This window comes from Streptomyces rapamycinicus NRRL 5491 (genome assembly GCF_024298965.1).
In the GTDB taxonomy this organism is placed as follows: Bacteria; Actinomycetota; Actinomycetes; order Streptomycetales; family Streptomycetaceae; genus Streptomyces; species Streptomyces rapamycinicus.
In genome coordinates, this window is the sequence record NZ_CP085193.1 from 358,992 (window position 1) to 383,762 (window position 24,771).

The 24,771-nt window shown below is 69.9% G+C and carries 21 protein-coding genes and 1 pseudogene; 9 read left to right on the forward strand and 13 right to left on the reverse strand.

Going from position 1 to position 24,771, the window contains the following annotated elements:
* Positions 1-155: 155 nt before the first annotated feature.
* Complete coding sequence (locus LIV37_RS01595) at positions 156-1,208, reverse strand: fatty acid desaturase family protein (RefSeq protein WP_020865361.1); 1,053 nt, start codon at positions 1,206-1,208, stop codon at positions 156-158.
* 396 nt (positions 1,209-1,604) lie between these two features.
* A complete protein-coding gene (locus LIV37_RS01600) occupies positions 1,605-2,018 on the reverse strand; it encodes a hypothetical protein (RefSeq protein WP_020865362.1) in 414 nt (137 codons plus the stop codon).
* Positions 2,019-2,432: 414 nt separating this feature from the next.
* Here LIV37_RS01600 and LIV37_RS01605 point away from each other — a divergent pair, with 414 nt between their 5' ends.
* The gene (locus tag LIV37_RS01605) at positions 2,433-5,990 is read left to right on the forward strand and encodes an nSTAND1 domain-containing NTPase (protein WP_020865363.1); all 3,558 of its coding nucleotides are present in this window, start codon (positions 2,433-2,435) and stop codon (positions 5,988-5,990) included.
* Between the two features lie 53 nt (positions 5,991-6,043).
* Here LIV37_RS01605 and LIV37_RS01610 read toward each other — a convergent pair whose 3' ends face one another.
* The 8 genes and pseudogenes from LIV37_RS01610 to LIV37_RS01645 form a co-directional block, all read right to left on the reverse strand.
* Positions 6,044-6,307, reverse strand: a complete 264-nt coding sequence (locus LIV37_RS01610) for a hypothetical protein (RefSeq protein ID WP_020865364.1) — start codon at positions 6,305-6,307, stop codon at positions 6,044-6,046.
* 130 nt (positions 6,308-6,437) lie between these two features.
* Positions 6,438-6,815: pseudogene (locus LIV37_RS01615) on the reverse strand (beta-keto acid cleavage family enzyme); the annotation flags it as partial.
* Positions 6,812-7,177 carry a 3-keto-5-aminohexanoate cleavage protein gene (locus tag LIV37_RS01620; protein WP_309471125.1) on the reverse strand — a complete coding sequence of 122 codons (366 nt, stop codon included), beginning with the start codon at positions 7,175-7,177 and terminating at the stop codon, positions 6,812-6,814. The pseudogene LIV37_RS01615 and the gene LIV37_RS01620, both read right to left, overlap by 4 nt.
* A 46-nt stretch (positions 7,178-7,223) precedes the next feature.
* Positions 7,224-7,619 (reverse strand): SRPBCC family protein, encoded by a 396-nt coding sequence (locus LIV37_RS01625; RefSeq protein ID WP_020865367.1) that lies wholly within the window; start codon positions 7,617-7,619, stop codon positions 7,224-7,226.
* Between the two features lie 178 nt (positions 7,620-7,797).
* On the reverse strand, positions 7,798-8,136 hold the full coding sequence (locus tag LIV37_RS01630) for a hypothetical protein (RefSeq protein WP_254807084.1): 339 nt from the start codon (positions 8,134-8,136) through the stop codon (positions 7,798-7,800).
* Between the two features lie 498 nt (positions 8,137-8,634).
* Entirely contained in the window at positions 8,635-9,132 is a 498-nt protein-coding gene (locus LIV37_RS01635; protein ID WP_020865369.1) for an FBP domain-containing protein, read from the reverse strand.
* A gap of 53 nt (positions 9,133-9,185) precedes the next feature.
* Entirely contained in the window at positions 9,186-10,640 is a 1,455-nt protein-coding gene (locus LIV37_RS01640) for an MFS transporter (protein WP_020865370.1), read from the reverse strand.
* A gap of 979 nt (positions 10,641-11,619) precedes the next feature.
* A complete protein-coding gene (locus tag LIV37_RS01645; protein ID WP_020865371.1) occupies positions 11,620-12,507 on the reverse strand; it encodes an aldo/keto reductase in 888 nt (295 codons plus the stop codon).
* 83 nt (positions 12,508-12,590) lie between these two features.
* Here LIV37_RS01645 and LIV37_RS01650 point away from each other — a divergent pair, with 83 nt between their 5' ends.
* From LIV37_RS01650 to LIV37_RS01670, 5 genes are all read left to right on the forward strand, one after another.
* A complete protein-coding gene (locus LIV37_RS01650) occupies positions 12,591-13,169 on the forward strand; it encodes a TetR/AcrR family transcriptional regulator (protein WP_020865372.1) in 579 nt (192 codons plus the stop codon).
* Between the two features lie 576 nt (positions 13,170-13,745).
* Positions 13,746-15,356 (forward strand): alpha/beta hydrolase, encoded by a 1,611-nt coding sequence (locus LIV37_RS01655; protein WP_243146425.1) that lies wholly within the window; start codon positions 13,746-13,748, stop codon positions 15,354-15,356.
* A gap of 208 nt (positions 15,357-15,564) precedes the next feature.
* On the forward strand, positions 15,565-15,711 hold the full coding sequence (locus LIV37_RS01660; RefSeq protein WP_274596692.1) for a DUF6193 family natural product biosynthesis protein: 147 nt from the start codon (positions 15,565-15,567) through the stop codon (positions 15,709-15,711).
* Positions 15,712-15,800: 89 nt separating this feature from the next.
* On the forward strand, positions 15,801-16,256 hold the full coding sequence (locus LIV37_RS01665; RefSeq protein WP_185057946.1) for a nuclear transport factor 2 family protein: 456 nt from the start codon (positions 15,801-15,803) through the stop codon (positions 16,254-16,256).
* Between the two features lie 420 nt (positions 16,257-16,676).
* Positions 16,677-20,036: a molybdopterin-dependent oxidoreductase gene (locus LIV37_RS01670; RefSeq protein WP_121826294.1), complete on the forward strand. Its 3,360-nt coding sequence runs from the start codon at positions 16,677-16,679 to the stop codon at positions 20,034-20,036.
* A gap of 323 nt (positions 20,037-20,359) precedes the next feature.
* Here the strand turns inward: LIV37_RS01670 and LIV37_RS01675 are convergent, their stop codons facing one another.
* Positions 20,360-20,971 carry a nucleotidyltransferase domain-containing protein gene (locus LIV37_RS01675; RefSeq protein WP_020865376.1) on the reverse strand — a complete coding sequence of 204 codons (612 nt, stop codon included), beginning with the start codon at positions 20,969-20,971 and terminating at the stop codon, positions 20,360-20,362.
* Between LIV37_RS01675 and LIV37_RS51655 the strand changes: the two genes are divergently transcribed.
* The 3 genes from LIV37_RS51655 to LIV37_RS01685 all read left to right on the forward strand — a co-directional run bounded on the left by LIV37_RS51655 (position 20,970) and on the right by LIV37_RS01685 (position 22,097).
* On the forward strand, positions 20,970-21,095 hold the full coding sequence (locus tag LIV37_RS51655) for a hypothetical protein (protein ID WP_020865377.1): 126 nt from the start codon (positions 20,970-20,972) through the stop codon (positions 21,093-21,095). The genes LIV37_RS01675 and LIV37_RS51655 overlap by 2 nt on opposite strands.
* 114 nt (positions 21,096-21,209) lie before the next feature.
* Positions 21,210-21,560: a hypothetical protein gene (locus tag LIV37_RS01680; protein WP_121825938.1), complete on the forward strand. Its 351-nt coding sequence runs from the start codon at positions 21,210-21,212 to the stop codon at positions 21,558-21,560.
* 156 nt (positions 21,561-21,716) lie between these two features.
* Positions 21,717-22,097 (forward strand): hypothetical protein, encoded by a 381-nt coding sequence (locus LIV37_RS01685; RefSeq protein ID WP_243146424.1) that lies wholly within the window; start codon positions 21,717-21,719, stop codon positions 22,095-22,097.
* 424 nt (positions 22,098-22,521) lie between these two features.
* Here LIV37_RS01685 and LIV37_RS01690 read toward each other — a convergent pair whose 3' ends face one another.
* A complete protein-coding gene (locus tag LIV37_RS01690; RefSeq protein WP_167525902.1) occupies positions 22,522-23,511 on the reverse strand; it encodes a CehA/McbA family metallohydrolase in 990 nt (329 codons plus the stop codon).
* Between the two features lie 139 nt (positions 23,512-23,650).
* Positions 23,651-24,757, reverse strand: a complete 1,107-nt coding sequence (locus LIV37_RS01695; protein WP_020865381.1) for a M20 family metallopeptidase — start codon at positions 24,755-24,757, stop codon at positions 23,651-23,653.
* Positions 24,758-24,771: the final 14 nt, after the last annotated feature.

Below are 24,771 nucleotides of genomic sequence, written 5' to 3' on the forward strand. Positions count from 1 at the left end.
CGGCCGCCAACGTCAAGTCCGCCGGCCCTCATCTGGGCCGATGGCGGCTGGACCGGGAATCTCGTCGGGTGCTGCCTGGCCACGCTCGCGCTGGTCGTTTCGATCGTCAAGCGCGGTGACGGCCGGAACCCGTGGCCCCGCGGCCGACTGCGCTCTCATTCGGGCCGGGCGGCACCGCCGACCGTGTGCATGTGCCGGAGCCCTTGCCGGTACGAGTCGAGCAGCCCGGTCTCGGCGTACAAGAGCCCGAGGCCGCGGCAGTGCTCCCGGACCAGAGGCTGGACGAGCCTGAGGTGGGGCCTGGGCATGTTCGGGAAGAGGTGGTGTTCGATCTGGTAGTTCAGCCCGCCGAGGAGCCAGTCCGTGACCGGCCCGCCCCGGACGTTCCGCGAGGTCAGGACCTGGCGGCGCAGATGGCCCCAGCGCTCGCCCGCCGGGTCGGGCATGTCCATGCCCTTGTGGTTGGGCGCGAAGGCCATTCCCAGGTGGAGCCCGAAGAGCGCCTGATGGAGCAGCGCGAACGCGACGGCCTTGCCCACCGGCAGGCAGGTGAGCAGCAGGGCGCCGTAACCGGCCATGTGCAGCGCCAGCAGCGCGCCCTCGACGACCCGCTCGCGCACCGGCTGCCGCCGCAGGTCCTGGACACTGCTCACCTTCAGGGCGATGCCTTCGAGCAGCAGCATCGGGAAGAACAGCCAGGCCTGGTGGCGGGTGACCCACCGGGCGAATCCGCGGCGCACAGCGGCCTGCTCCGCGGTCCACACGAGTGCGCCGGCGCCGACGTCGGGGTCCTTCTCGATGTGGTTGGGATTGGCGTGGTGCCTGTTGTGCTTGTCGTTCCACCATGCGTAGCTCATGCCCAGGAGCAGATTGCCGTGGAGGAGCCCGATGGCGCGGTTCGCCCGGCGGCCGACGGCGATCTGCGCGTGCCCGGCGTCGTGGCCGACGTACGCGGTGCGGGCGGACAGGATGGCGAGCGGCGCGGCGAGCAGCAGCGTCCACCAGGTGTCCCCGGCGAGGACGAACCCTGTCACCACGGCGGCCAGGGCGAGGAGGTTCACGGTGATCATCCGCACGTACCAGCCCCTGCGACGCTCCAGCAGCCCCTGTCCCCTGACCTTCCGCAGCAGCGGAGTGAACTCACTCCCCTGCTGCGCGGTGGCGCCGACGGGTGCGCTGGATACAGACGGCACGGTGGTCTGAGGCATGGAGGGCTCCGGTCCTGAATCGGCCAGCAAGGCTCTGACCTGCTTAAACGTACGGACCGGGGAGCATGCGGCGCCATGGCGTCAACACCCCGGCCGCACGGGGGCCAGCCCCAGGATCCCGAAGGGGGTTAGCGACACCTCCACCCCGACCTCCAGACGCCCACCACGCCGGAGGTCAAGACCCGGTGATCAACTCCGCGCTCAAGACGCACCCGGTGCGCCGCTCGGCGCCGCGGATCGTGTCCCGCGAGGCTTCGCGGGACACGATCCTGAGGGCAGCGCCCGGGGTCTCCGTGCCTTTCGGGCACGAAGACGTGCGGGCGCTGCCCGGCGGACGGGACTTGAAGGCCCGGCCTGTGATCAGGTGGCCCCCGCCCTTGGTCGCACCTCGGTTCTTCAGTAGTCGATCAGGCCTGTGGCACGGCTCGTTCCTGCGAACTGCAGGTAGAACTGGGTGCCGTCAAGCACGTCAGTGGCGGCCACCCCCCAGCTGCCGGCCCGCAGCGTCCGCCAGCTGTTGCAGCCCGTTGTCTTGAAGCAGGTCCTCACACTGCGGGATCCGTCCAGCTTCAGATTGATGTCCTTACACCTGCTCGTGGTGGTTGCGTAGGTTCCCCTGGCGGGCCAGAAGGCGGGGTCGCTGCTGCTGGTACCCGGTGAACTGGTGAAACGCGGCGCTGACGCCGTGCAGGCCCGTGCTGCGCTCATGGGTGTGTCCGAGGCCTCGGCCGATCCCGCCGTCGCGGCGGTCATGCCGCTCCCGAGCAGCAAGGCGGATGCCGCCAGTGATGCGATCTTGAGCTTTCGCAAGGTGTTCCCCTGTCTCATCACAGTGGTGCGGTCAGCACAGGAAGCCACGGACAGAGCTACAGCCGGGATTGCGAAGGCCGCCGCCGCTACCGAAGTGAGCACTGCGCCTCGTGGACGCATACTCGATCCCCCGCTTCGTGATTCCTTCGTTGGCGGATGCGGCCGGGCCGGCTGTAGCCCGGTCCGTGCTGTGCGTCATCGAGTTCACCGCCCACGTCGTTGTTCAGCAGGCCCCCTCCGCCACAGTGAACAATCATGGCGATGCCGGTTCCGCCCCCTCCGGAAGGGGCTGATTCGGTACTTGTCGGACGTATGCCGAGCTTTTAGCGTGGGTGGTGCGCAGGTGACTTCTGCGTTGCGGCGGTGCCAGGGGCATGAGGGGGAATCAGTCCGGTGGGGCGTCGTGAGAGGCCGGTGGACCCGACCGCGGGACCGGTGCAGCGATTCGCGTATGAGCTGCGCAAGCTGCGCCAGGAGGCGGGCGGTCTCACATACCGCGAGATGGCGGGCCGGGCCCATTACTCGGTGACCGCGCTCTCCCAGGCCGCCGCCGGTGAGCAACTGCCGTCACTGGACCTCGCTCTGGCCTATGTCCGAGCCTGTGGCGGCGATGCGGAGGAGTGGGAGCGGCGCTGGCGCGAGACAGCAGAGGAGTCGGCGGTCCGAGATCGTGAGGACGGCGGCGCCGGGTCGCCGTACCTGGGGCTGGTTCGCTTCGAACCAGGCGATCACGAGCGGTTCTTCGGACGGGACCAACTGGTGGCCGATGTACAGGAACTGGTCCTGCGGCGGCGCTTCGCAGCCGTCGTCGGCCTGTCCGGCAGCGGCAAGTCCTCGCTGCTGCGGGCCGGGCTGATCCCCGCGCTGCGCGCCGATGGCCCATCCTTGGCGGCGATCCGCATCCTCACACCGGGCGTGCACCCGCTGCGTACGCACGCCGAGGCATTGCGGCCCAAGGACGCAGACGGCGACACCGTCCTCGTCGTTGACCAGTTCGAGGAGGTCTTCACCCTCGGCCGCGACTCGCACGAGCGCACCGCCTTCATCGACGCGCTGCTCGCTGCCCAGCACCTGGACAGCAGGCTGCGCGTCGTCATCGCCATCCGCGCCGACTTCTACGGACGCTGCGCCGAGCACCGCGAGCTCGCCGACGCCCTGCGGGAGGCCAATCTGCTGGTGGGCCCCATGAGCCCGGCGGAGTTACGCGAAGCCGTGGTCAGGCCCGCACAGTCGGCCGGGCTGATCGTCGAGCGCGACCTGACCGCTCGCCTGGTGGAGGAAGTGCACGGCGCCCCAGGTGGTCTGCCCCTGCTCTCGCACGCCTTGCGGGAGACCTGGCGGCGGCGCCGCGGCAGGGCACTGACCCTGGAGGCGTACGAATCGGCGGGCGGCGTGCATGGCGCGATCGCGCAGAGCGCGGAGGAGATTTACACCCGGCTCGCTGCCGGCCACGCGGAGCTGGCCCGGCTGATCCTGCTGCGGCTGATCGCTCCCGGTGAGGGCTCCCAGGACACCCGGCGCCCGGTCGGCCGCGGCGAACTCGACCTCGACGCCGCCTCCCAGGATGACATCGCCCTGGTCCTGGACCGTCTGGCTACCGCCCGGCTCCTCACCCTCGCCGATGGCACCGTCGATCTCGCCCACGAGGCGCTGATCACTGCCTGGCCCAGGCTTCGTCAATGGATCGACGACGCCCGCGCGCGCCTCCGCCTTCACCGTCAGCTCACCGAAGCCGCGAGCGTGTGGAACGCCCTCGACCGCGACCCGGGAGCCCTGTACCGCGGGGTGCGGCTCGCCGCCGCCGAGGAAGCCTTTGGCGACCTCGACACCGTCAAGGAGCTGACTTGCTTGGAGCGGGAGTTCCTCACCAGCAGCACCACTGCTCGCGAGCGGGAACAACGCGCGGTTGCCCGCACGGCTCGCCGCCGACGCCGGCTCATCGCCGCGCTGTCCGTCCTGCTCGTCATCGCCATGATCGCGGGCGCGATCGCATGGAGCCAGTCCCGAATCAGTGAGCACCGGCGACAGCAGGCCGTCGCCGCGCAGAAGGCCGCGTTTTCCCGACAGCTCGCCGCGCAGTCAGCTGCCCTGCTGGGCTACAACCCTGATCTCGCCTCGCTCCTGGCCGTCCAGGCGTACCAAGTCAACCCCACGGCAGAGGCCACCTCGAGTCTCTACGCCGCAGCAGCCCTGCCGCTGAGACACCTGCTGACCGGAGACGCTCGTCATGTGGAGGCGGTTACCTTCAGCCCCGATGGCCGGACCGTGGCCGCCGCTGGCTCAGACGGCAGGATTCTGCGCTGGGACGCGGGTACCGGGGCGGCCCGTACCTCCTTGCGCAGCGCCGCCGGCGCGGTGAAAGCGATTACCTACAGCAAGGCGGGGCAGCTTCTGGTCGGCAGCGACACCGACGGAACTCTGCGCTTGAGCAACCTGACGCGCCGGAAGGCCTGGACCGCAACGGACCGCACCGAGACAGGACCGCTGGCGTTCAGCCCCGATGACCGTACCGTGGCCGTCGGCTCCGCAGACGGCGGAATCAGGTTGAGGGACGTCGCCACCGGCGCCATCCGGACCACGTTGCCCATCTCCGCCGGAAGAACAGTCGCGATCGCCTTCAGCCCTGATGGCCGCTTGCTATCCGCCGGCGGCGCCGATGGCGTAATCAAGGTGTGTGACCTGTCCAAGGGCACAACCCGGACTGTCAAGTTCACCGGACCTGCCGCCCCGACATCGATGGCTTTCAGCCCGAACGGCCACTTGCTGGCAGTTGGCGATGAGTTCGGCCAGGTACGGCTTTCCGACACGGAGACGGGCAGATCGCACGCCCGCTTCACCGATCACAAGGGGCCGGTAGGGGCCGTGAAGTTCAGCCCTGACGGGCGCCTTCTGGCCACAGGCAGTGACGACAGCACGGCACGGCTGTATGACGTGACCAGCGGCGAAAGCCGTGTCGTCTTCACGGGACACACGCGCGGCGTGGCCTCTGTGTCGTTCAGTCCTGACGGGAGCATGCTGGCCACGGGCAGCCGCGACCGCACAGTCCGCTTGTGGGACGTTCTGCGGGGGGCGGCTCGTGTCACTCGGAAGACCGACAACACCCCGACGTCCATGGTCTTCACCGCAGACGGCCGTGCACTGGAAACCGGCGACGGCGCTGGAAGAGTCAGTACTTGGGACACGGTCCGCCAACAGAGCCACAGCACCCGCAGCCTCGTCTTCGGCACCACGACCAGATCAGTGAGCCTGCCCCCGGGCGGTCCTGTGATAGCCGCCTTGACCAGCGACGACGGCCGCACCGTGCAAGTCTGGGACGCGACCAGCCACCTGCTCCGAACGACGGTGCACGGCCACTCTCGCTCTGTCCGCTTTGAGACGGCGGCCCTCGATCCCGACGGCCGCGTCCTTGCCACCGGCGACACCGGCGCGAACGTACACCTGTGGGACGTGGCCACCGGCAAGAGCAAGAGCCGTGCGGTCCTGACCGGGCAAACGGATGTCGTAGAGGCACTCGCTTTCAGCGGCGATGGGCACACGCTCGCATCCGCCGACAGCTCTGGATCAATCAGGCTTTGGGACGTCGCCACCGGCAAGAGCCGTGCAGTGCTCACCGACAACGCCACTTCGATCGCGCTGAGCCTTGACGGCCGCACCCTCGCCGTCGGTCACGACGACGGAACGCTGCGCCTGTGGGACGTATCCACCCTCACCCTCCGCAGCACGCTGAGAGGGCGTCAACTTCCCGTGAGTTCCGTGGCCATGAGTCCCGACCGACGCACCCTGGCCGCCGGCAGCGAAGACGGGACGATTCAGCTGTGGAAGCTGACCGTGCCCAGCCCGACCGGCGTCATTGACAGGATTTGCCACGCACTGCACCGGGATTTCAGTCAGCGGGAACGAGCCCAGTATCTTCCGGGTCAGCCGCGGTATCGAGTCTGCATGGCCGCCGCGCAGGGTCGTCAGCTCAAGTGAGGCGGGGCGGTGATCGGCATGCCGTTCAGGGCATGCCGACCACCAGATGCGGGCTATCGCGCGCCCGGCGCGGCGTGCCCTCGGGCAGCAGTGATCAGCTCGGTGAGCAGGGCGTCGCGTCGGCGGGACAGGGCGTCGATCGGGTGCGATTCGCTGATCGGGCGGAGCCCGTCCACGAGCCGCCGGGACGTGGCCTCGTCCAGGTGTGGTCGGCCCAGGTCGTCGAACCAGCGGTTGAAGCTGTCGGCGTAACGCTCGCAGAAGGCCTCCAATCCCCTTTCTCCGGCGCCGAGGTGGAACAGCAGCGTCGCGCCCATCGTCGCCCACCGCAGTCCGGGGCCCGCGGAGACCGTTGTGTCGACGTCTTCGACGCTTGTCCGCTCCTTTCAGACCAAGTCGACGACGAGCCTCGGCCGGAGTGGCGACGGTGTGCCCGAGGGACTCGATGATCGTGCGGATTTTCGGGACCTGGGCCGCGTTGGACGGGGTGAGTTCGCCGGGGCCGATGAAGAGGCTGTCCTCCATTCCCACCCTGAGATTCCCGCCGAGCATGGCGGCCTGCGTCGCGAAGGGCATCTGGTGCCGACCAGCCGCGAGGACCGACCACTCGTAGTCGTCCCCGAAGAGCTTCTCGGCGACGGTGTGCATATGCGCAAGGTTGTCCAGGTCAGCGCCCACACCGCCCAGCACGCCGAAGACCATCTGCACGAAGAAGGGCGGTTCGATCCACCCCTGGTCGATGAGCCAGGCGAGGTTGTACAGGTGGCCGAGGTCGTAGCACTCGAACTCGAACCTGGTGCCGTGTGCCCCGCCCAGCTCCTTCACGATGTACTCGAGATCGGCGAAGGTGTTCTTGAAGACCAGGTCGCGCGTCGACTCGAGGAAGTCGGGCTCCCAGTCGTGTTTCCACTGGTCGTGCTTCCGCGGGCCCCACCCGTGGAGATGTTGACGACGGCGTCGGTCTCGGCGGATATCCGCGGCAGGAACCGCTGGAACAGTTCCGGCCGGGGGTCGGGTTTGCCGGTCTGCGGATCGCGGGCGTGCAAGTGGACGATGGCCGCGCCCGCCCGCACGGCCTCGATGGAGGCCTGAGCGATCTCGTCCGGGGTGATCGGCAGGTGCGGTGACATCGTCGGGGTGTGGATGCCTCCGGTCGGAGCGCATGTGATGATGACTGGCTCGGGCATGCGGACGCACCTCGCTACGGGATGGAGAGGGCAGGCACCTTGGCGATCAGGGCGCGGTCGTGCCGCCCGCCAGCGTGCGGTAGGCCTGGAGGACGAGGCCGTGGAAGTGGTGCACACCGTGCTCGGAGAGCCCGGGTGCCCGCTCGGGGTCGTAGACGATCCGGCCCTGGTCGAAGGCGGGCGTGCCCATGCCGCGCTGGACACTCTCGACCAGGCCGATGTCCTGTACTTGCAGCACCTCGTCGATGTACCGCACCGACTGCTCCTCCGCCTCGTTGAGCTCCGGGCCCTCCAGGAAGAAGTCCCAGGTCTCCACGGTTCGATCGGGCCCGGCCGGCAGCACCTGGAAGATCATGAAGTTGCCCCGTCCGGGGTAGCGCAGCAGGCATGTGTTGGGCCACAGCCACCACACCGCGTGCTCCTTGACGGTCGCGCCGGACACGTCGTATGCGACTCGGCGGCGAGGTCGGGAGCCTGCTCCGTCAGGGGCCGGGCGGCCGGGTCGAGGTTGACGTAGACGAAGCCGCAGAACTCCTCGGCCTGGATCCGGTCGAGGCAGATCCCCGACCTGTCGAAAGTGTCCATCCGGAAACCTGTCCGTTACGCCCTACCCCACGCGATCACAGGCGTGCGGGAACCGCCCGTTCGGGGCGTTTGTGCAGCCAGCCACGATCGGCGAGCTTGGTCATCTTCGCCCGCAGCGGCTCCAGCTTCCCCCGCACCCCCGTGTCCAAGCCCAGCACCTCACCGATTGGTCGGACCGCGACCGGACCAGCGGCCTGCCGCACCGCGGCGAGGATGCGCTGGTACTCCGCCGGCAGCGCGGACTCGGCCACGCCCGGCGCACGGTCCGGAACCAACCACACTGCCCGGCCCGCTACTTGAACGACCGACGCCCCGGCCTCCGCCTGCTCGTCGGCGATCTGCTCGCTCAGCCGCTGCAGAACCCGTTCGGCCACGGCGCGAGCTCGTCCCGCTCCGCCCGCACCTCCACCAGCTGCTTGACCAGCTGTTCTTCAAGTCCGTCCAGCTCCGCACGTCACGCGGTGATCCGCTCCAGCACCTCGGGGTCCATCATGCGCCGGATCGTAGAAGCGACACCGGCGACGACGGGCGGGAACCCGCAAAGCCGCCCCGCCAGACGATCTACACCCCGGACTGTCCAGCACGAACACCCCGAAACAACGTCACGCCAGACCACATGACCTGCGACTTCACAATGCACACTGCTCATTGGACGGCAGGGCGTGAACCCTCGGCGCGCGGAGCACTCGGCCCCCGCCCTCAATGCCCCAAAGCCCGGATGCCCTCATTCGCGCTGTTCGCCTACGGCATCACCATGACATCGCTCCGTGATACCTCCCGCTGCCGCAGCGTCTCCGGTCGGCGCCGAGCACTCTGCAATGCCCGCCACCGGAGGGGCTCGACGACGATCGCCGCCGAGCCCCCTTTCCGCCTCAGTCGAAGACCCGCTCCAAGAGCGCGTCGAGGTTGCCGCAGAGGCGCTCGATCTGCTGCTCGACGGTGAGGGACTCCTCCATGCGCCCTCCTGATGCCGGCTTCTTCCTGCCCCGTACGTACAAGGAGCAGTCCAGGTCGGTGCAGATGTAGAGGCCCACCGAGTTGCCGTCGCGACCGGCCGGGCCTGCCTTGCGGGCGGTCATGAGGGAGACACCGCTGCCGGGATGCGTGGTCAGGCACAGCGAGCACAGGCTGCGGCGCAGGAAGCCGCGCTTGCCGGAGGCGGAGCGAAGGGACAGGCCGACGAGCTCGTCGGCGCGTTCGACGACGAGATAGCTGCGATCGGGCGCGGACAGGTCGAACCAGCCCAGGAAGTCCAGGTCGTCCCAGTGCTCGAGGTCCGCCAGGTTCTTGGGCAGGGGGAGGCGTTTGGCCTCACCCTTCGAGCAGTTGACGAATGAGGTACGGATGTCATGCTCGGTCAGGGGTTTCATGGAGGGTCCTTCGGTGGGTGAGGGGGAGGGTGGCGGGGCGGGACCCAGGCCGGCTAGGCGGGTGCGTCGCGTCCGGCGCGCTGCAGCGTCCGGGCCCGCACGGCCAGGCCCGCCACCAGAGCGGCGAGCAGCAGGACGCCCGCCGAGCACCAGTCGGCGACGGAGAAGCCGTGCACCATGCCTTCGTTGAGGATCAGGCCGTTGCGGTCCGGATCGTGCGGGTGCGAGTGGACGTAGCGGCTGGTGGCGCCGGTGGCGATGGTGTTGAGCAGTACGGTGCCCAGCGAAGCGCCCATCTGCTGAACGGTGTTGAGGGCCGCCGAGGCCACACCGGCGTCCTCCGCGGGCACCCCGGCGGTGGCCGTCGCGTAGACCGGCATGAAGGTCAGGCCCATGCCCAGACCGAGCAGCAGCAGGGCGGGCAGCACGTGCGGGACGTACCGCGCGTGCACGGTCAGACGGCTGAGCAGCACCATGCCGACGGCGGCCAGCAGCATGCCGGACGACATCAAGGTGCGCGGCGCCGTGCGCGGCAGCAGGCGGGCCGCGATCTGGGTCGCGCCGATGACGATCCCGACCGACATCGGCACGAAGGCCAGGCCCGTCCGCACGGGCGGATAGCCCAGGACGACCTGCAGGTAGTACGTCAGGAACAGGAAGACGCCGAACATGCCGACGGTGGCCAGGCCCATCGTCGCGAAGGATCCCGCCCGGACGCGGTCCTTGAGGATGTGCAGCGGCAGCAGCGGACTCGCCGCGTGGCTCTGCCACCACACGAAGACGACGAGCAGGATCACGCCGGCCGCGAACAGTGTGAGCACCGACGGGCTGGTCCAGCCTCGGGGTTCGGCCTCGCTGAAGCCGTACACGAGGGCGACGAGTCCGCCGCAGCCCAGCAGCGCGCCCGGCACGTCCAGGCGCCCGCCCCGACGGCCGGAGCGGTCGCTCAGGAAGGCCGGGGCGCCGAGCAGGGCGGCCAGCGCGATGGGCACGTTGACATACAGGGACCAGCGCCAGTTCAGATACTCGGTCAGCACACCGCCCACGATCAGCCCGACCGCGCTGCCGCCGCCGGCCAGCGCACCGTAGACCCCGAACGCCCTGGCCCGCTCCTTGGGGTCGGTGAACGTCGTCGTCAGCAGCGACAGAGCCGACGGCGCCAGGACCGCGGCGAATGCGCCTTGCAGGGCCCGCGCCGCGAACAGCATCCCGGGACCAGCCGCCGCGCCGCCCAGTGCGGAGGCCACGGCGAACCCGGCCAGGCCGATGACGAAGGTGCGCTTGCGGCCCACCAGATCGGCGATACGGCCGCCGAGCAGCAGCAGCCCGCCGAAGGCCAGCGTGTAGGCGGTGATCACCCACTGCCGGTCGGCGTCCGACATGCCGAGGGCACGCTGGGCGGAGGGCAGGGCGATGTTCACGATGGTGCCGTCCAGGATCACCATCAGCTGGGCGAGGGCGATGACGGCCAGCGCCCACCAGCGCTTCGGGTCGGGAGCCGGGGCCACGACGGGAACGTCGCGGCCCGTGGAACGGTCTGTGTCCGTAGAAGGGCCAGGGGTGGACGGGGTGGCTTCCCCTCCGGGAAGTTTCTTGTTCAAGGCGATCACACATGTTTCGCGTCGAGGTGCTGCCGAGGCAGCCGGCCAGGGACGGTCGCAGGGGTGCCGACGGGCCGGGTGTACGCGGGGCGGTACCCGGGCATGCCGCACCAGCTGCTGGTCACTCACGCTGGTGCCTTTGCTGATCAGCAAAGGCAGAGCCCGTCCACGGGCACGCTTCCCCACGACCCATGCGGCGATGGACCGCGGGCCAGGACATGCCACAAGAGGCGTCTCAGAGGCGACGTCTCATGACGATGCCGCAGAGAAAGAAACAGAAGGGGAAGAGACTTACCGCGCGCCGTGGAGGAGGGAGGGCACACGGCCGGAGGCAACTATGGCCGCAACGCATTCGGCACGGTCCATGTCTCTCGCCTCCTTCCGGCCAGGGCACGCAGTGCGTGTCGACGCCGAGCGCGCCGAGCGGGGCGGCAGAGATCCTGCCGCGCGAAATCCCGGACAGGCTACCCCACCAACGCCTCGGAGTGCGATCGGAAAATCCGACCTGCGCAAGCCGGAAGGGGCTCGACGACGGCTGTCGTCGAGCCCCTTGCGGTGTTCTGCCTGGGATTCCTGCCTCTCGGTCGGTACCGGCGTCGCGTCCGTCCGGCCGTCTCCGCAAGCTGCTTGCTCAATCCCTCGGCAAGCGTGTCCAGTTCGCGGACCCACCGGGCCAGGAGAAGTCGAGCTAATCCGCCGTAGCGACGTCCACCAGAGGGGCCCGCACGGCACCGCTGACGCTCGGAAAGGTCTCCGTGGCCCGTGCGTTTGCCGCTGGCAACTCGACCCCGCGTCCCCCGACCTGCCGCTGAGCTTCCGGCGACCGTTCGCAGCCAGCACAACGGTGACGGGCGTCGCGACGCCGCGGAGATCCATCAGAAGCCCCCTAGCCCTCCAGCGCCGCCAGCGCCTCCTCGTCGAGCACGACGTCGCCGGCAGCGAGGTTCTCCTCGAGGTGGTCGATGCAGCGGGTGCCGGGGATGAGAAGCGTCCGCGGCCCCCGGGTGAGCACCCATGCCAGCCCGACCTGGGACGGGGTGGCGCCCAGCCGCGTCGCCACCTCCCGCACGGCGGGCTGGTCGGCGACCTTCGGCAGCTCCGGGAACCCCGACCCGAGCGGGAAGTACGGCACCCAGGCGATGCCGTGCTCGCGGCAGAGGTCGAGCACGGGCTCGGACGAACGGTCGACGAGGCTGTAGGCGTTCTGCACGCAGACGACACCGGCCGGCAGGGCGTGCCGTAGCTGGTCGGCGTCGACGTGGCTGAGGCCGATTCCGCCGAGCAGCCCGGCGTCGCGCAGGGCGATCAGCTCGGCGAGCTGGTCGTCGAAGTCGACCCGCTGGCCGGCGGGGATTCCCTGCGTCCGGTACATCGGGTAGATGTTGACCACGTCGAGGCGCTCGGCGCCCAGCGTGCGCAGGTTCGCCTCCAGCTCGGAGCGCAGTTCGGCGGGCTTTTGCGCCGGACGCAGCCCGTACTGGCCGCCCGGATCGCTGGTGGCACCGACCTTGCCGGCCAGCACCAGGTGCTCGGGGTAGGGACGCAGTGCGGCTCGGATGCGCGCGTTGACGCGGCCCGCTCCGTAGAACTCGGCGGTGTCGATGTGGTCGACGCCCAGTTCGACGGCCCGGCGCAGTACGGCGAGGGCTTGCTCGTCGTCACCGTGTTCGAGCTGCATCGCGCCGTAGCCGATGCGGGCGACGGGACGTCCGGCGAGAGACGTGAGTCCGCCGGGGTGTGGGCGTGCGCCCGAAGTGGTGCGGGTGGTGGTCATGGTGGGGCTCCCGTGGAACGGTAGGCTCACGGCTAAGCGGAGGGACCTCCGCAACGTAGCATAATCGGAGGTGCCTCCGCTTCATGGCCGCTGTCGACCGTGAACCACGCCTGCGGGCCGATGCCCAGCGCAACCGGGACCGCCTCCTCGAGGTGGCCCGCGCCGCCTTCACCGCCGGACAGACGCCGACCCTGGAGGCCGTCGCCCGCGAGGCCGGCGTCGGGATCGGCACGCTCTACCGGCACTACCCGACCCGCGAGGCGCTGATCGAGGCGGTCTACCGGGCCGAGCGAGCGCAGCTGTGCTCCCGCGTGGAGCCGCTGCTCGCCGAGCACGAGGCCGTCACCGCACTGCGCATGTGGATGGACGACTACGCCGACTTCATCGCCACCAAGCGCGGCATGGCCGAGACACTGAAGGCGATCACCGCCGAGGGCACGGTTGCCTCCGCCCGCGCGCGAGCGAACATCAACGGCGCCGTCGGCGCGCTGATCGCCGCCGGGGCACGGGAGGGCACGCTCCGGGCAGACGTGCGCCCCGACGACGTCGTCAGCACCCTGGTAGGGATCTTCCTCGCGACCGAAGACCGCGAGCAGGCCGGGCGGATGCTCGACCTGCTCGTCGACGGCTTGCGGGCCGGGACGTCAGCGAAGCGCGGCTGACATGGGCCGGGCGCTTCTCCCAAGTCCCGCGTCGCAGGAGGGTCGTCGCCGCGACGATCATCCCGAAGAGTTCACCAGGAGGGGATGAGTCGGCCAGCAGCGCGTCGACTTCTTCGGACCGGCCGCACGGCCGACCCTCCGGCTCCTGGCCATGTGCCGCCGCGCAGCCCTTCTGCCCGGCGGCACATGATGTCCGCCGCGACGCTCTTCGTGGGCAGGGTGCCGTATCAAGCGCGGCCTCGGTGAACCGGTCGCCGGACAGGCCGTGTCCAGCATCGCCTCGCGCCACGAGCGGCGCGGGGCCCCCTCGGCGTCCTCCGGCGCGGCCGCCAGGAGCTCGCGGCAGAACTCCATCCGCCGTTCGCCATCGAGCGCGGCCGATGCGACCGCCGACCCCTTCCGTGCCGCCGAGGTCGCCCTCGACCCCGCCGGGTCCCCCGAGCGAGCTACTCATGTGTCCACTCGGGGGTGAAGCCCGGCACCAGCGGTCTCTTGTTGACTCCCTGACTGTCAACGCAGCGGTCGGACCGGCGGTCCGGCCATGTCGAACGCCAGGAGGGCGACACCATGAGAACGATGCGCGATTCTGGAAAGTCCGGTTTCCCCGGGGGCCGCCGGTTCGCCGTGGCTCTGGTGGTTTCCACGCTGGCCGGAACCGGGCTGGCGGCATGTGACGGGGACGACGGGGACACGGCACAGACCAAGGCGGGAAAGCAGACCGGGCCGACCGCCACGCAGACCGCGGCGGACCACGCCGGGATCGCCTGGGGCAAGTGCCCTCGCCCGGCCAAGGGAACGCCCCGGAACGCCCGGTTGACCTGCGGAACGCTGAAGGTCCCGCTGAACTACCGCGACCCCGGCGGCGAGCAGATCGACGTGGCGGTTTCCCGGCTGGCCACCGCCACGCCCGGCAAACGGCATGGCGTCCTGCTGCTGAACCCCGGCGGACCGGCCCTGGGCGGTCTCGACACACCCGGAACCATGGCGCCCACACTGCCGAAGGCCGTAACCGACAGCTACGACCTGATCGGCTTCGACCCGCGCGGCGTCGAGCACAGCACCCCGCAGAGCTGCGGTCTGAAGGACCCCGGCGTCTCCGCGCTCTTCCCGTACCCCGCCGCGGACGGCTCGATCACCAAGAACGTGGCCCTCGCCGAAGCCAACGCCAAGAAGTGCGCCGACACGGCGGGCGAGAACCTGAAGTACTTCAACACCGCCAACACCGCCCGCGACATGGACCGCATCCGCCAGGCGCTGGGCGAGGAGAAGATCTCCTATTGGGGCCAGTCCTACGGCACCTACCTCGGCGCCGTCTACCGGTCCCTGTTCCAGGCCCGGACCGATCGGATGATCCTTGAAGGCAACGTCAACGCCACCAAGGTATGGGCCGATGAGGTGGCGGACACCTGGGGCAAGGGCATGGCCGACCGGTTCCCCGACGCGGCCGCCGTCGCCGCGGCCCAGGACAGCACCCTCGGGCTGGGCAACAGCGTCAAGCAGGTGACCCGGACCTACCTCGCCCTCGCCGACCGGCTCGACCGCAAGCCCGTACCGGTTCCCGGCACATCCCTGTCGCTGGACGGGCCGCTGCTGCGGAACATCACCTACAGCATGCTCCTGCACAACGACACCCTCGCGCCCCTGACCCAGTTCTGGAAGGCGGCCTCCGCCCTGGCCGACGGCCACACCACGGGCGCCGACAAGGCGGTGCTCCAGCAGGTCCTCGCCGACACCCCGGCGCCCCCGGGCGTCCCCGCGGACAACCAGGCAACCATGTTCCTGGCTCTCACCTGCGGCGACGCCGAGTGGCCCCACGATGTCGGCGGCTACGCCACCCGCACCGCCGCCAACCGGAAGGCGTACCCGCTCACCGCGGGAATGCCGGCCAACGTCTGGACGTGCGCCTTCTGGAAGAAGCCGGTGGAAAAGCCGGTCGCCGTAACCGACAAGGGTCCGCGCAACACCCTGATCCTGCAGAACCGCCGGGACAACGCCACCACATGGGAAGGCGGCCTCGGGCTGCACCGTGCCCTGGGCGACCGCTCCGCCTTCGTCGGCGTCGACAACGGCGGGCATTACGTCTACGACGCGGGTACCGCCTGCGCCGACAAGGCCACCGTTGGCTTCCTGACCACCGGCCACCTGCCGGGCAAGGACATCTACTGCACCGACGCCACGCGGAAGTGACCGGCGCCGGTGAGCGGAACGACGCCGCAAATGTGGTGGCCCGAGGTCACGGTCGGTCCCCTCCAAGGCGAGCGGACGGCCTGGGGGCCGAGACCAACCGACCACCACAGGCCCTCAACCGCTCGACCTCACGACAGCCGCGGGATCCGGCAGCGCCCGACGCAGGCGGCACCCATGGCCCACGGTGCGGTAGAAGGGGGCCCGCCGGGTGGGCAGTACAGCCACAGCACAGGAGGCCATCGCCATGGTGGTCCGGCGTCTTCCGGCCGGCTGCGGTCCTGCCTTCCTGGGCAACCCGGAGGAACTCGCGGCTCATGAAGCCACAATGGAGTGGCACCAGACCGACGAAGGTTGAATGACACGGTGAGGGCCTGTCGCGAAAGCGTCGACCGCGATGTCTGATCCCCGCCAGCACGGTGGGCCTTCGCCGGTCATTCTGGCGGCATGACGATGCCATCCACTACAGATACAGACTCAGTAACCGTCCTCACCGGCATGTATGCGGCTGAGGCGGAGTACCTGGCGGCCGGAGGCCCCGGCGGGGCCTCATTCGAGTTGCTCGCCCCCTTCTTCGCACCGAATGTCGAGCTGCATCAGGCAGATGCTCTGCCATACGGAGGCACTTGGCGTGGGCACAACGGAATGACGCAGTTCTTCCTCGCGATGGGACAGGCCTGGGAAACGTTCGACATGGTGGAGCAGGAGTTTCTTGCCACCGGTGAGACCGCGGTCGTGCTCACTCAGGTCCGTGCTCGCGCTCGTGCGACCGGCCGTGAACTCAGCTTCCCGATCCTGCAAACGATCACGGTCAAGGACGGGCAGATCACCGAGGTCCGTCCGTTCTACTGGGACACTCAGGCCATCGCCGACGCCTGCGCCGGGTCCGCGCCAACACGCTGAGGCCGACCGCGAATCCACTCGCGGTCACACGTTGAGGGCTGCGGCCGGTTTGTCGAACTTCGGTGGCCGAACTCCTCGGGAGCCGAGCGTGTGGCGATTGCGGACACGGTCCGAGGGCCCCGGAATCGTCGCCTTGGTCCCAGTCCGGGCTCCTGGCCTGACAGCCTCCGGCAAGTCCCCGACGTTACCGTTGATGAAGGCGGTCTACCGCACAGTCGGCAGCGAGCCGGGCCTGGACGGCTCGCCAACGACGACCTGCGCGACACGCCCGAGGCAGACGTCCAGCGGGTCCACGGCCACAGCTGACATCAAGGAAACAGCCCGCCCACCGGGGCCGGATCGATCTGGTGGCCGTACGGCTGGGGAAGAATGCCGGTAGCGATCACCAAGGGGGCGTCGTACCACGTGGAGGCGGAGACGATGACCGAGGCACGGGGCTATTGCACCCTCTGCAAGTCACGCTGCGGCGCGATCTACACCATCGAATCGGGGGCGATGGTCAGTGTGCGTCCGGACCCGGACCACCCCACGGGTGCGGCGCTGTGCCCGAAGGGCCGGGCGGCGCCCGAGCTCGTGCACAGCCCGGCTCGGCTGACCCGGCCGCTGCGCCGCACCACGCCGCGAGCCGACCCCGATCCGGGGTGGAAGGAGATCAGCTGGGAGGAGGCGATGGCGGAGATCACCGACCGGCTGGCGGAGTTCCGGGACACCACCGGTCCGGAGTCCGTCGCCTTTTCGGTGACCTCTCCCAGCGGTACGCCGATGAGCGACGCCATCGACTGGGTGGAGCGGTTCATCCACCTCTACGGCAGTCCGAACATCTGCTACTCGACCGAGATTTGCAACTGGCACAAGGACTTCGCGCACGCCTTCACCTTCGGCAGCGCGCAGCCGGCCCCGGACTTCGCCGACACCGACCTGACGGTGCTGTGGGGTCACAACCCGGCCAAGACCTGGCTTGCCCGGTCGGCTGCCCTGGCCGAGGCACGGGCGCGGGGAGCCCGCCTGGCCGTCGTCGACCCGCGCCGCTCGGCCGGCGCGACGCAGGCCGACCACTGGCTGCGGGTACGGCCGGGCACCGACGGCGCCCTGGCGCTCGGACTGGCCGACCTCGTTCTCCGCCGCCACGGCGGCGACCAGGAGTTCCTGCGTGCCTGGACCAACGGGCCGCTGCTGGTGCGTGAGGACGACGGCCGCTTCCTGCGGGCGGACGAGCTGGCCCCCGGCGGCTTCGGCTACGTCGTGTGGGACGAGCACGGCCGTGGGCCCGAGCCCTACGACACCGCCCGGGCCGCCGTCGCCCCGCGGCGATTCGCTCTGCGCGGCACCTACCGGGTTCGCACTCGCTCCGGCACGATCACCTGCCGGCCGGCGTTCCAGCACTACCTCGACGCCGTGGCGGCCTGGCCGCTCCAGCGCACGTCGTCGGTGACGGGGGTGGACCCCGACACGCTCATCGCGTTCGCCGACGACCTGGCCACCGCACGCTCGGTCAGCTACGGAACCTGGACCGGGGTCGGCCAGCACGCCGACGCGACGCAGACCGAACGCGCCATCGCCACCCTGTACGCGCTCACCGGCTGCTACGACGCACCCGGTGGGAACGTCGTCCTGCCGCAGCAATCGCTCGCCAGGATGGCCCTGCCGCCGACACCCGAGCAGGCGGTGAAGGCGCTGGGCCTCGACGAGCACCCCCTCGGCCCCCCGGCGTCCGGCTGGGTCACCGCACGGGCCCTGTGCAGGTCGATCATCGACGGGGATCCGTACCGGGTGCGGGCCCTGGTCTCCTTCGGAGGGAACCTGCTGCTGTCCCAGCCCGATCCGGTGCGCACGGCCGAGGCCCTGCGGCGGCTCGAATTCGGCGTGCACATCGATCTGTTCGAGAATCCCACAGCGCGGTTCGCCGACATCCTCCTGCCCGCCAACACTCCCTGGGAGCGTGAAGGGCTGCGTGCGGGCTTCGAGGTCTCGCACCGTGCTCAGCAGCGCGTACAGCTGCGCCCCCGTATGCTCGACCCGCTCGGCGAGTCCCGCTCCGACCTCGACATCGTCTTCGACCTCGCCAACCGCCTGGGGCTCGGAGACGCATTCTTCGGCGGTGACGTCCAGGCGGCGTGGAACCACCAGCTCGGGCCCCTCGGCCTCACCGTTGACGAGCTCCGTGCGGCCCCCGGCGGCATGGACGTGCCGCTGCCGATGCGGTACCGGAAGTACGCCGAGACCGCGCCCGACGGGCAGGTCACCGGATTCGCCACTCCGACCGGGCGGGTGGAGCTGTACTCACAGCGGCTGCTCGACCACGGCTACTCCCCGCTGCCCGAATCCGCCGGACCACCCACCGACCCCGCCTTGCCACTCACCTTGAGCTGCGCCAAGAACGGCTACTTCTGCCACAGCCAGCATCGCGGGCTGTCGTCGCTGCGCAAGCGCTCGCCCGAACCCCTCGTCGACATCGGCGAGCGGGCCGCCGCGGACCGGGACATCACCGACGGTGACCTGGTGGAGATCACGACGCGCAACGCCGCCGTGCGGATGCGTGCCCGGGTCGACCCCGGCCTGCACCCCGACACCGTGGTCGCCGAGTACGGGTGGTGGCAGAGCGCTCCCGACCTCGCACTACCCGGGTCCGACCCGCTGGCCGACGGCGAACAGAACTACAACCTGCTCATCGACGACACCTCGCACGACCCGATCAGCGGCTCGGTGCCGCTGCGCTCGACCCCCTGTGACGTCCGCCGGATACCGACCGGAACATGGTCCGGGCCGCGCGAGTTCGTCGTGGAGTCGGCCGACGACGTGACCGAAGACATCCGGGAGCTGGTGCTCCGCCCGGCCGACGGCGGTCCGCTGCCGGAGTTCCGGCCCGGCCAGCACATCACCCTCGCCGAGGCCGACGCCGCCCCGGGCACCACTCGGGCGTACTCGCTGACCGGCGCGGCACGGAGCGACGAACTCGGAACGTATCGGCTTGCGGTCCGACGGATCGACGGCGGCGCGTTCTCCCCGATCGTGCACCGCCACTTCACCGCCGGAGCCCGGGTGTCGGTGACCGCGCCGTCCGGCCTGTTCGCGATCCCGGTCGACCACGACCAACCGGTGGTGCTGCTCGCGGCCGGAGTCGGCATCACCCCCTTCCTCGGCTACCTCGAAACGCTGGCGTCCACCGGCGGCTCGGTCCCCGAGGTGGTCCTGCACTACGGCAACCGCAACCGCAGGACCCACCCGTTCGCGGACCGGTTGCGGAAGCTGGGCACGGCCGTCCCGCGGCTGACGGTGATCGACCACTACAGCCGCCCGGATGCCGAGGACGTGATCGGCGTGCACTACTCGGCCTTCGGCCGGGTCACCGCCGAACACCTCGACGAGGAGCTGATCCGCCGACGCGCCCGCTTCTACATCTGCGGTCCCCAGGCGATGATCGACGCCGTGACCGCCGGGCTGACGGCTCGCGGAGTCCCGAAGTTCGACATCTTCGCCGAGCGATTCCAGCCCACTACGCGAAACGTCGAAATCCCGGCGGACGCGACCGCGACCGTACGCTTCGTCCGCTCGGACCGCGAACTGACCTGGACCCGGGCGGACGGCACACTGCTCGAACTCGGCGAGAAGGCAGGCCTGCCGATGCCGAGTGGATGCCGCCTCGGCCAGTGTGAGAGCTGCGCCGTCACCGTCCTGAACGGCGAGGTCGCCCACCTGGTGGCTCCACCCGACGACCTGCCCGGCGATCAAGCCCTGACCTGCCAAGCGATGCCGGTCACGGACATCGTGCTCGACATCTAGGGGTACTCGGCCTCAGGCATCGGGGGCTCGCTTCGTGGGCCCACGGCCGCCTGGAGACAGCTTGAGCAGGGTGTCGGGCAACGGGATGTCCGACACCGAAAGCTCTCCGGTGGGCCTGTCCGGACCGAGGGTGGCGGCCCGGAGGATGTCGCGGGCACCGAGTCGCGCAGGGGTCGCAGGTGGTCGATTGCGGCGTCCGGGTAACGGAACGATGGCGGGGCTCAGAGCCGCCGGAGCCGCCTGGAAGTACTACGTACCGGCGACCACAACCGGCGGTCTCCACGGCTCCGGTGAGGCACCGGCCAGGTGGACCGGCCTTGAGGTTACGCCTGCAGGCGCTTGATCCAAGGGTGAGGTCCGTACGTCTTGGAGATCGCGTCGACGAGCCAGCGTCGCTGCTGGTCCGTGAGCACGGGCAGCGCGGCGTCGAAGTCCTCTTCGTCCTTGGGCCGAGGTGCCTTGGCCTTGTAGTAGAGCTGCACGTCCGGGGCGAGAAAGGGAACACCGTCAGCCGAGGTCATCCCCAGCGTGCTGATCGGCCTACGCACCCGAGGGTCCCGCCGGGACACCCATTCCTGACCACGGGACTCGTCGATCATGATCTGGATGCGCCATGGATCGTCGGCCCCGGCCCGGCACCAGATGTCATGAACACCCAGGGAGAGTATCTCGTCCGACGCCCACGGACGCAGGCTTCCCGGCGGATCGGCGGCCCACCATTGCCAGCCCGGCAGAGCCTGCTGGGCCACGAGCTGGTCACGCCGCAGCAGCAGGACATCAAGGTCCCCATGGCTCCGGATCCGGCGGCCCACCGCGAGCTCGATCGCGAAACCCCCAGCCACCCACCAGCAGGACTCCAGGCCGGAGAACCTCGCGACAACCTCGCTCAGAGATGCGGGATCCCATCTGCCGAACGGAGCCCGGAGACGTGTCATGCCGCTCATTCTCCCCTGGCCGGTGTGGGCGTCGGGCACACCAGCCGCGCGCATGGAGCTCCAGGAGCTCGCCCGACGTGAGGCCGGGCGGATGGGGCCGACCTGCACCGCCGATGCGGCCTGACGGCGCTTGGCGCGTTCGGCCCGCCGCCCCGCAGCAGCAGGTCCGCGAAAACGCGCCCATGACACCAGCGAACAGCGCGGCCCCTGCCTCCCGCTCCCCCGGTAGGTTGCCCGCATGTCTTCTGTACTTGTCGTTGGTTACGATCCACAAGCGATACCCGGCCTCGACGGGGACGCTCTTCGCGCCGCTCTTGATGCGGAGCTGGCCCGGTTCGGTCACCACCGCATCGACGCGTCCGTGACGGTGGTCGTGTTCGACGACTCGGCCGAGTCCACCCTCGTCGAGTCGCTGACGAGGCACCCGTGGGATGTCGTGGTCGTCGGTGGCGGGATCCGCAAGGCCGAGCCGTTGCTTCCGCTCTTCGAACAGGTCGTGAACCTGATCCGCCGCCATGCGCCCCAGGCCGCCATCGCGTTCAACACAAGTATCGGGGACAGCCTCGAAGCGGCACAGCGGTGGCTGTGAATTCCGCCCACCCGATCAAGAATCCCAGTCGCAACGGTCACGGTGCCGTGGAAGGCGCAGGCCGCGCAGGGTGGCCGTTCCGCCGGCTTTGTTCACTTCGAGCGACCCTTCTCATCGAGACGACCGATGGTCGTGCTGTCGCTATCCTGTGCGGCTGTGACTGGCTCTGTGCGGCTTCCGCCGCTGTTCCTCGACGTCGACGGACCGCTCATCCCGTTCGGTGCGGAGCCGCAACGGTATCGGACCTATGCCGCAGGCCTCGATCTGCGTGAAGCCGACGCGAATCCGCTCCTGACCAGGATCAATCCTGAACACGACGAGGTCACTGACACTGATCGGGCCTGGGTCGCCGCCCATCATCCGGGACACGCCCTGCTCCACCGAGTCGACGCCCGCCTCGGTCTCACCGATGGCGACTATGCGGCACTCGGCTTGTGGCTGCGACAGTTGCTCGGGGTGGAGGAGGCCGGGCAGCAGTGCATGGTGCCGGCCCGGCGCCCCGAGAGCGAAGGGCCGCCGAGCGGAAACCGGGAGTGATCAGCCGGCCTTGGCCGGTACCTCGGCTCGGGCCCATGCTCTTCGGTCAGCCGGTGGAAGATCCGGGTCACCGTGTGTCGCCACTTGCTTGGCGTGTCCGGGTCTGCCCGCAGGGGCCCGTCGGTCACCGCCTTGTACGGATCGAGCGAGGACGGAGGCGGCGGCAGCGGCTCGCGTGGCTACGGTCGCGCGGAGCCGTCCTGGGCTGAAGGGCCCGGGCATCTCGCTCAAGCCCGCGCGGCCGAACGACCGCGGCACAGCAGCGAAAGCCCCCCTCGGACACCAGTTGGGGCCCGAGCACCGTGCCGACGAAGGCAGGCGGTACGACGGTCACCACGACCGCGAAGATCTGCCGCCCTGTGGTCAAGGCGACGCTGTGCTTTCCGCGCGAGCGCAGGCGAACCGTACCGGCAGATCGCGGAGGTCAAGTCAGCACGATCGGGTTGGTGAGAGCAGCCATATGGCCATGCGGATGGCGTACCTCGATCCGGACGAACGCCGAGTCTTCCCAGGTCGTGTGCCACTCGGCGGTACCCACGCCTGAGTCCGGCAGCGCTTGGTGGTGGACTTTGCCCCGGTCGGTGTGAAAGCTGACGGTCCCCGATGGGACACCGCGTATGTGCGCGCGCACCATGACGGGTTCCCCATTGGTTGCCAGGCGTTCGCCGATGCCCGCGTCGTGGCCGGCGGCGACGGCCGTGAGTGACAGATCGACGGCAGCCGATTCGGCGATCCAACTGCGGCCCACGCGGATTCCCGCGAGGACGGCCGGCATGCTCAGATCCTCGGCGAACACCACGGTGTGCGGGATGCCGATCTGACCTTCGAGGTGGGTGTCACTGTTGCCCATGGCCGGCTGCCAGCACCCCGCGCGTATTCCCTCCGCCAGTCCTCGGCCCCACTCGGCGAGGGCCGCCTCGTTGTCGGCGTTCCACGGCCGGTCCGACGCCCACAGTCCGTTCCATACCTCGACCACATCGAGGTCCTGGTAGGGGTACATGAAGCTGCCTGAGGGATAGGGCGCGTGCGGATGCGCGGCCACGCACAGTCCACCGGATTCGCGGACCTGGTCCAGGCATCGGCCGATGAGTCTGTCCCCCACGCGATAGTCCCAGTCGATCACCTGCCCTGGGGCGATGCCGAGAGCGAGCCAGTGCCCGGTCTTGGTGGTCACCTCCTCGCCCAGGAGGACCAGGAAGTCATCTGCGGCATGGCGTCCCCAGGCACTATGCGCGCCCGAGGAGTTGTGTTCCGTGGTGGCGATGAAGTCGAGTCCCACTGCGCGGGCATCGGCTGCCAGCTGCTCAGGAGTGAGCTCGCCGTCCGAGTACACGGAGTGGATGTGGCAGTCTCCGCGATACCAGTCGGCTCCTCGGCCACGCGCTTGCATTGGTGGTGGTCCCGAGTCCTGCATCGCTCTCCTTGTCGTAGGACCGCCCAACAGACCGTACGAACGAACGCAGCCGACGCAGTGTCCCCGGCGCCGGCTTGGCGCGCGAGCGGTTGCTCACGGGTGTCCAGGCTCCTGCCCCGACGGCACCGCGCTCATCGGACTACAAGCGCCGCAGCAGCCGGTGCATCGCCTCCGCGGACTCGGTCATGGCGGCCAGCGAGCAGGATTCATCGGTGACATGGGCCTGATCCGGGTCGCCCGGTCCGTACACCACCACCGCCGGGTCGCCGAGTCGGCCGGTCAGCACCGAGGCGTCGGTGAAGTAGGTCGCGTACTCGGCCGGGCGGGCCGAGGAGCCGGGGGCCAGGAGTTCCCGCGCGGTGGCGGCGGCCGACGGGGCGGTGGCGACGCCGGGCAGGTCCAGGAGCGGTTCCAGGGTGATGCCGTCGCCGCACAGGCGGGCGATCTCCGCGATCGCCTCGTCCCGTCCGAAGCCGGGAACGGTGCGCACGTCCAGGCGCATCTCGGCGTGGTCCGGTACGAGGTTGGGCTGCTCGCCCGCGTGGAACGTGCCGATGTTGACCGTGGCCGGGCCGTGGGTCGGGCTCACCGGCCAGTCACGGTGCCCGTGGATCCTGGTCGCCGCGGCGGCGAGCGCGGCGATCGCGTTGCGGCCCAGCTCGGGGCGGGAACCGTGCGCGGAGACGCCACGGGCCGTCGCGGCGAGCCACAGCACGCCCTTGTGGCCGAGGACGGTCCGGTTGCCGGTCGGCTCGGCCACGATGAGCAGGTCGGTGGGGGTGAGCGACGCCGCGTCGATCTGCTCGGCCCCATGACAGCCGGTCTCCTCGCCGAAGGTGAGGATCAGCTGTACGGCGGTGTCCCGCGGGCTTTCCCGGGCGGCTCGTATCGCCGCTTCGACCTGGCAGGCCACGCCCGCCTTCATATCGCTGCTGCCGCGGCCGAGCAGCCGGCCGTCGCGCAGTTCGCCGCTCATCGGGTCGAACGACCAGCCCGACGGGTCGGCGGGCACGGTGTCCAGGTGTCCGGTGAAGGTGACCGGCACCCGTGGTGCCGCGGGCCCGAACCGGGCGATGACGTTGGCCCGGCCGGGTATCGGCTCCTCGACCCGGACGTCGAACCCGGCGGCGTCCAGCCGGTCCGCCACCAGTGCGGCGGCCGGTGCCTCCCGGCCGCCCCGGGTGTCGATCCGCACCAGCCGCCGCGCGAGGTCCGTCGCCCCGCGCCAGGTGTCCGCGTCGTCCATCGGGGTCCTCCTGG

What these genes read in the sequence shown, in the direction of transcription:
- LIV37_RS01670 (WP_121826294.1), top strand. Translation starts at nt 16,677, where the DNA reads ATGACCGAGGCACGGGGCTATTGCACCCTCTGCAAGTCACGCTGCGGC.
- LIV37_RS01665 (WP_185057946.1), top strand. Translation starts at nt 15,801, where the DNA reads ATGACGATGCCATCCACTACAGATACAGACTCAGTAACCGTCCTCACC.
- LIV37_RS51655 (WP_020865377.1), top strand. Translation starts at nt 20,970, where the DNA reads ATGCCGCTCATTCTCCCCTGGCCGGTGTGGGCGTCGGGCACACCAGCC.
- LIV37_RS01690 (WP_167525902.1), bottom strand. Translation starts at nt 23,511, where the DNA reads ATGCAGGACTCGGGACCACCACCAATGCAAGCGCGTGGCCGAGGAGCC.
- LIV37_RS01610 (WP_020865364.1), bottom strand. Translation starts at nt 6,307, where the DNA reads ATGGGCGCGACGCTGCTGTTCCACCTCGGCGCCGGAGAAAGGGGATTG.
- LIV37_RS01645 (WP_020865371.1), bottom strand. Translation starts at nt 12,507, where the DNA reads ATGACCACCACCCGCACCACTTCGGGCGCACGCCCACACCCCGGCGGA.
- LIV37_RS01680 (WP_121825938.1), top strand. Translation starts at nt 21,210, where the DNA reads ATGTCTTCTGTACTTGTCGTTGGTTACGATCCACAAGCGATACCCGGC.
- LIV37_RS01655 (WP_243146425.1), top strand. Translation starts at nt 13,746, where the DNA reads ATGCGCGATTCTGGAAAGTCCGGTTTCCCCGGGGGCCGCCGGTTCGCC.
- LIV37_RS01635 (WP_020865369.1), bottom strand. Translation starts at nt 9,132, where the DNA reads ATGAAACCCCTGACCGAGCATGACATCCGTACCTCATTCGTCAACTGC.
- LIV37_RS01650 (WP_020865372.1), top strand. Translation starts at nt 12,591, where the DNA reads ATGGCCGCTGTCGACCGTGAACCACGCCTGCGGGCCGATGCCCAGCGC.
- LIV37_RS01595 (WP_020865361.1), bottom strand. Translation starts at nt 1,208, where the DNA reads ATGCCTCAGACCACCGTGCCGTCTGTATCCAGCGCACCCGTCGGCGCC.
- LIV37_RS01695 (WP_020865381.1), bottom strand. Translation starts at nt 24,757, where the DNA reads ATGGACGACGCGGACACCTGGCGCGGGGCGACGGACCTCGCGCGGCGG.
- LIV37_RS01620 (WP_309471125.1), bottom strand. Translation starts at nt 7,177, where the DNA reads ATGCCCGAGCCAGTCATCATCACATGCGCTCCGACCGGAGGCATCCAC.
- LIV37_RS01675 (WP_020865376.1), bottom strand. Translation starts at nt 20,971, where the DNA reads ATGACACGTCTCCGGGCTCCGTTCGGCAGATGGGATCCCGCATCTCTG.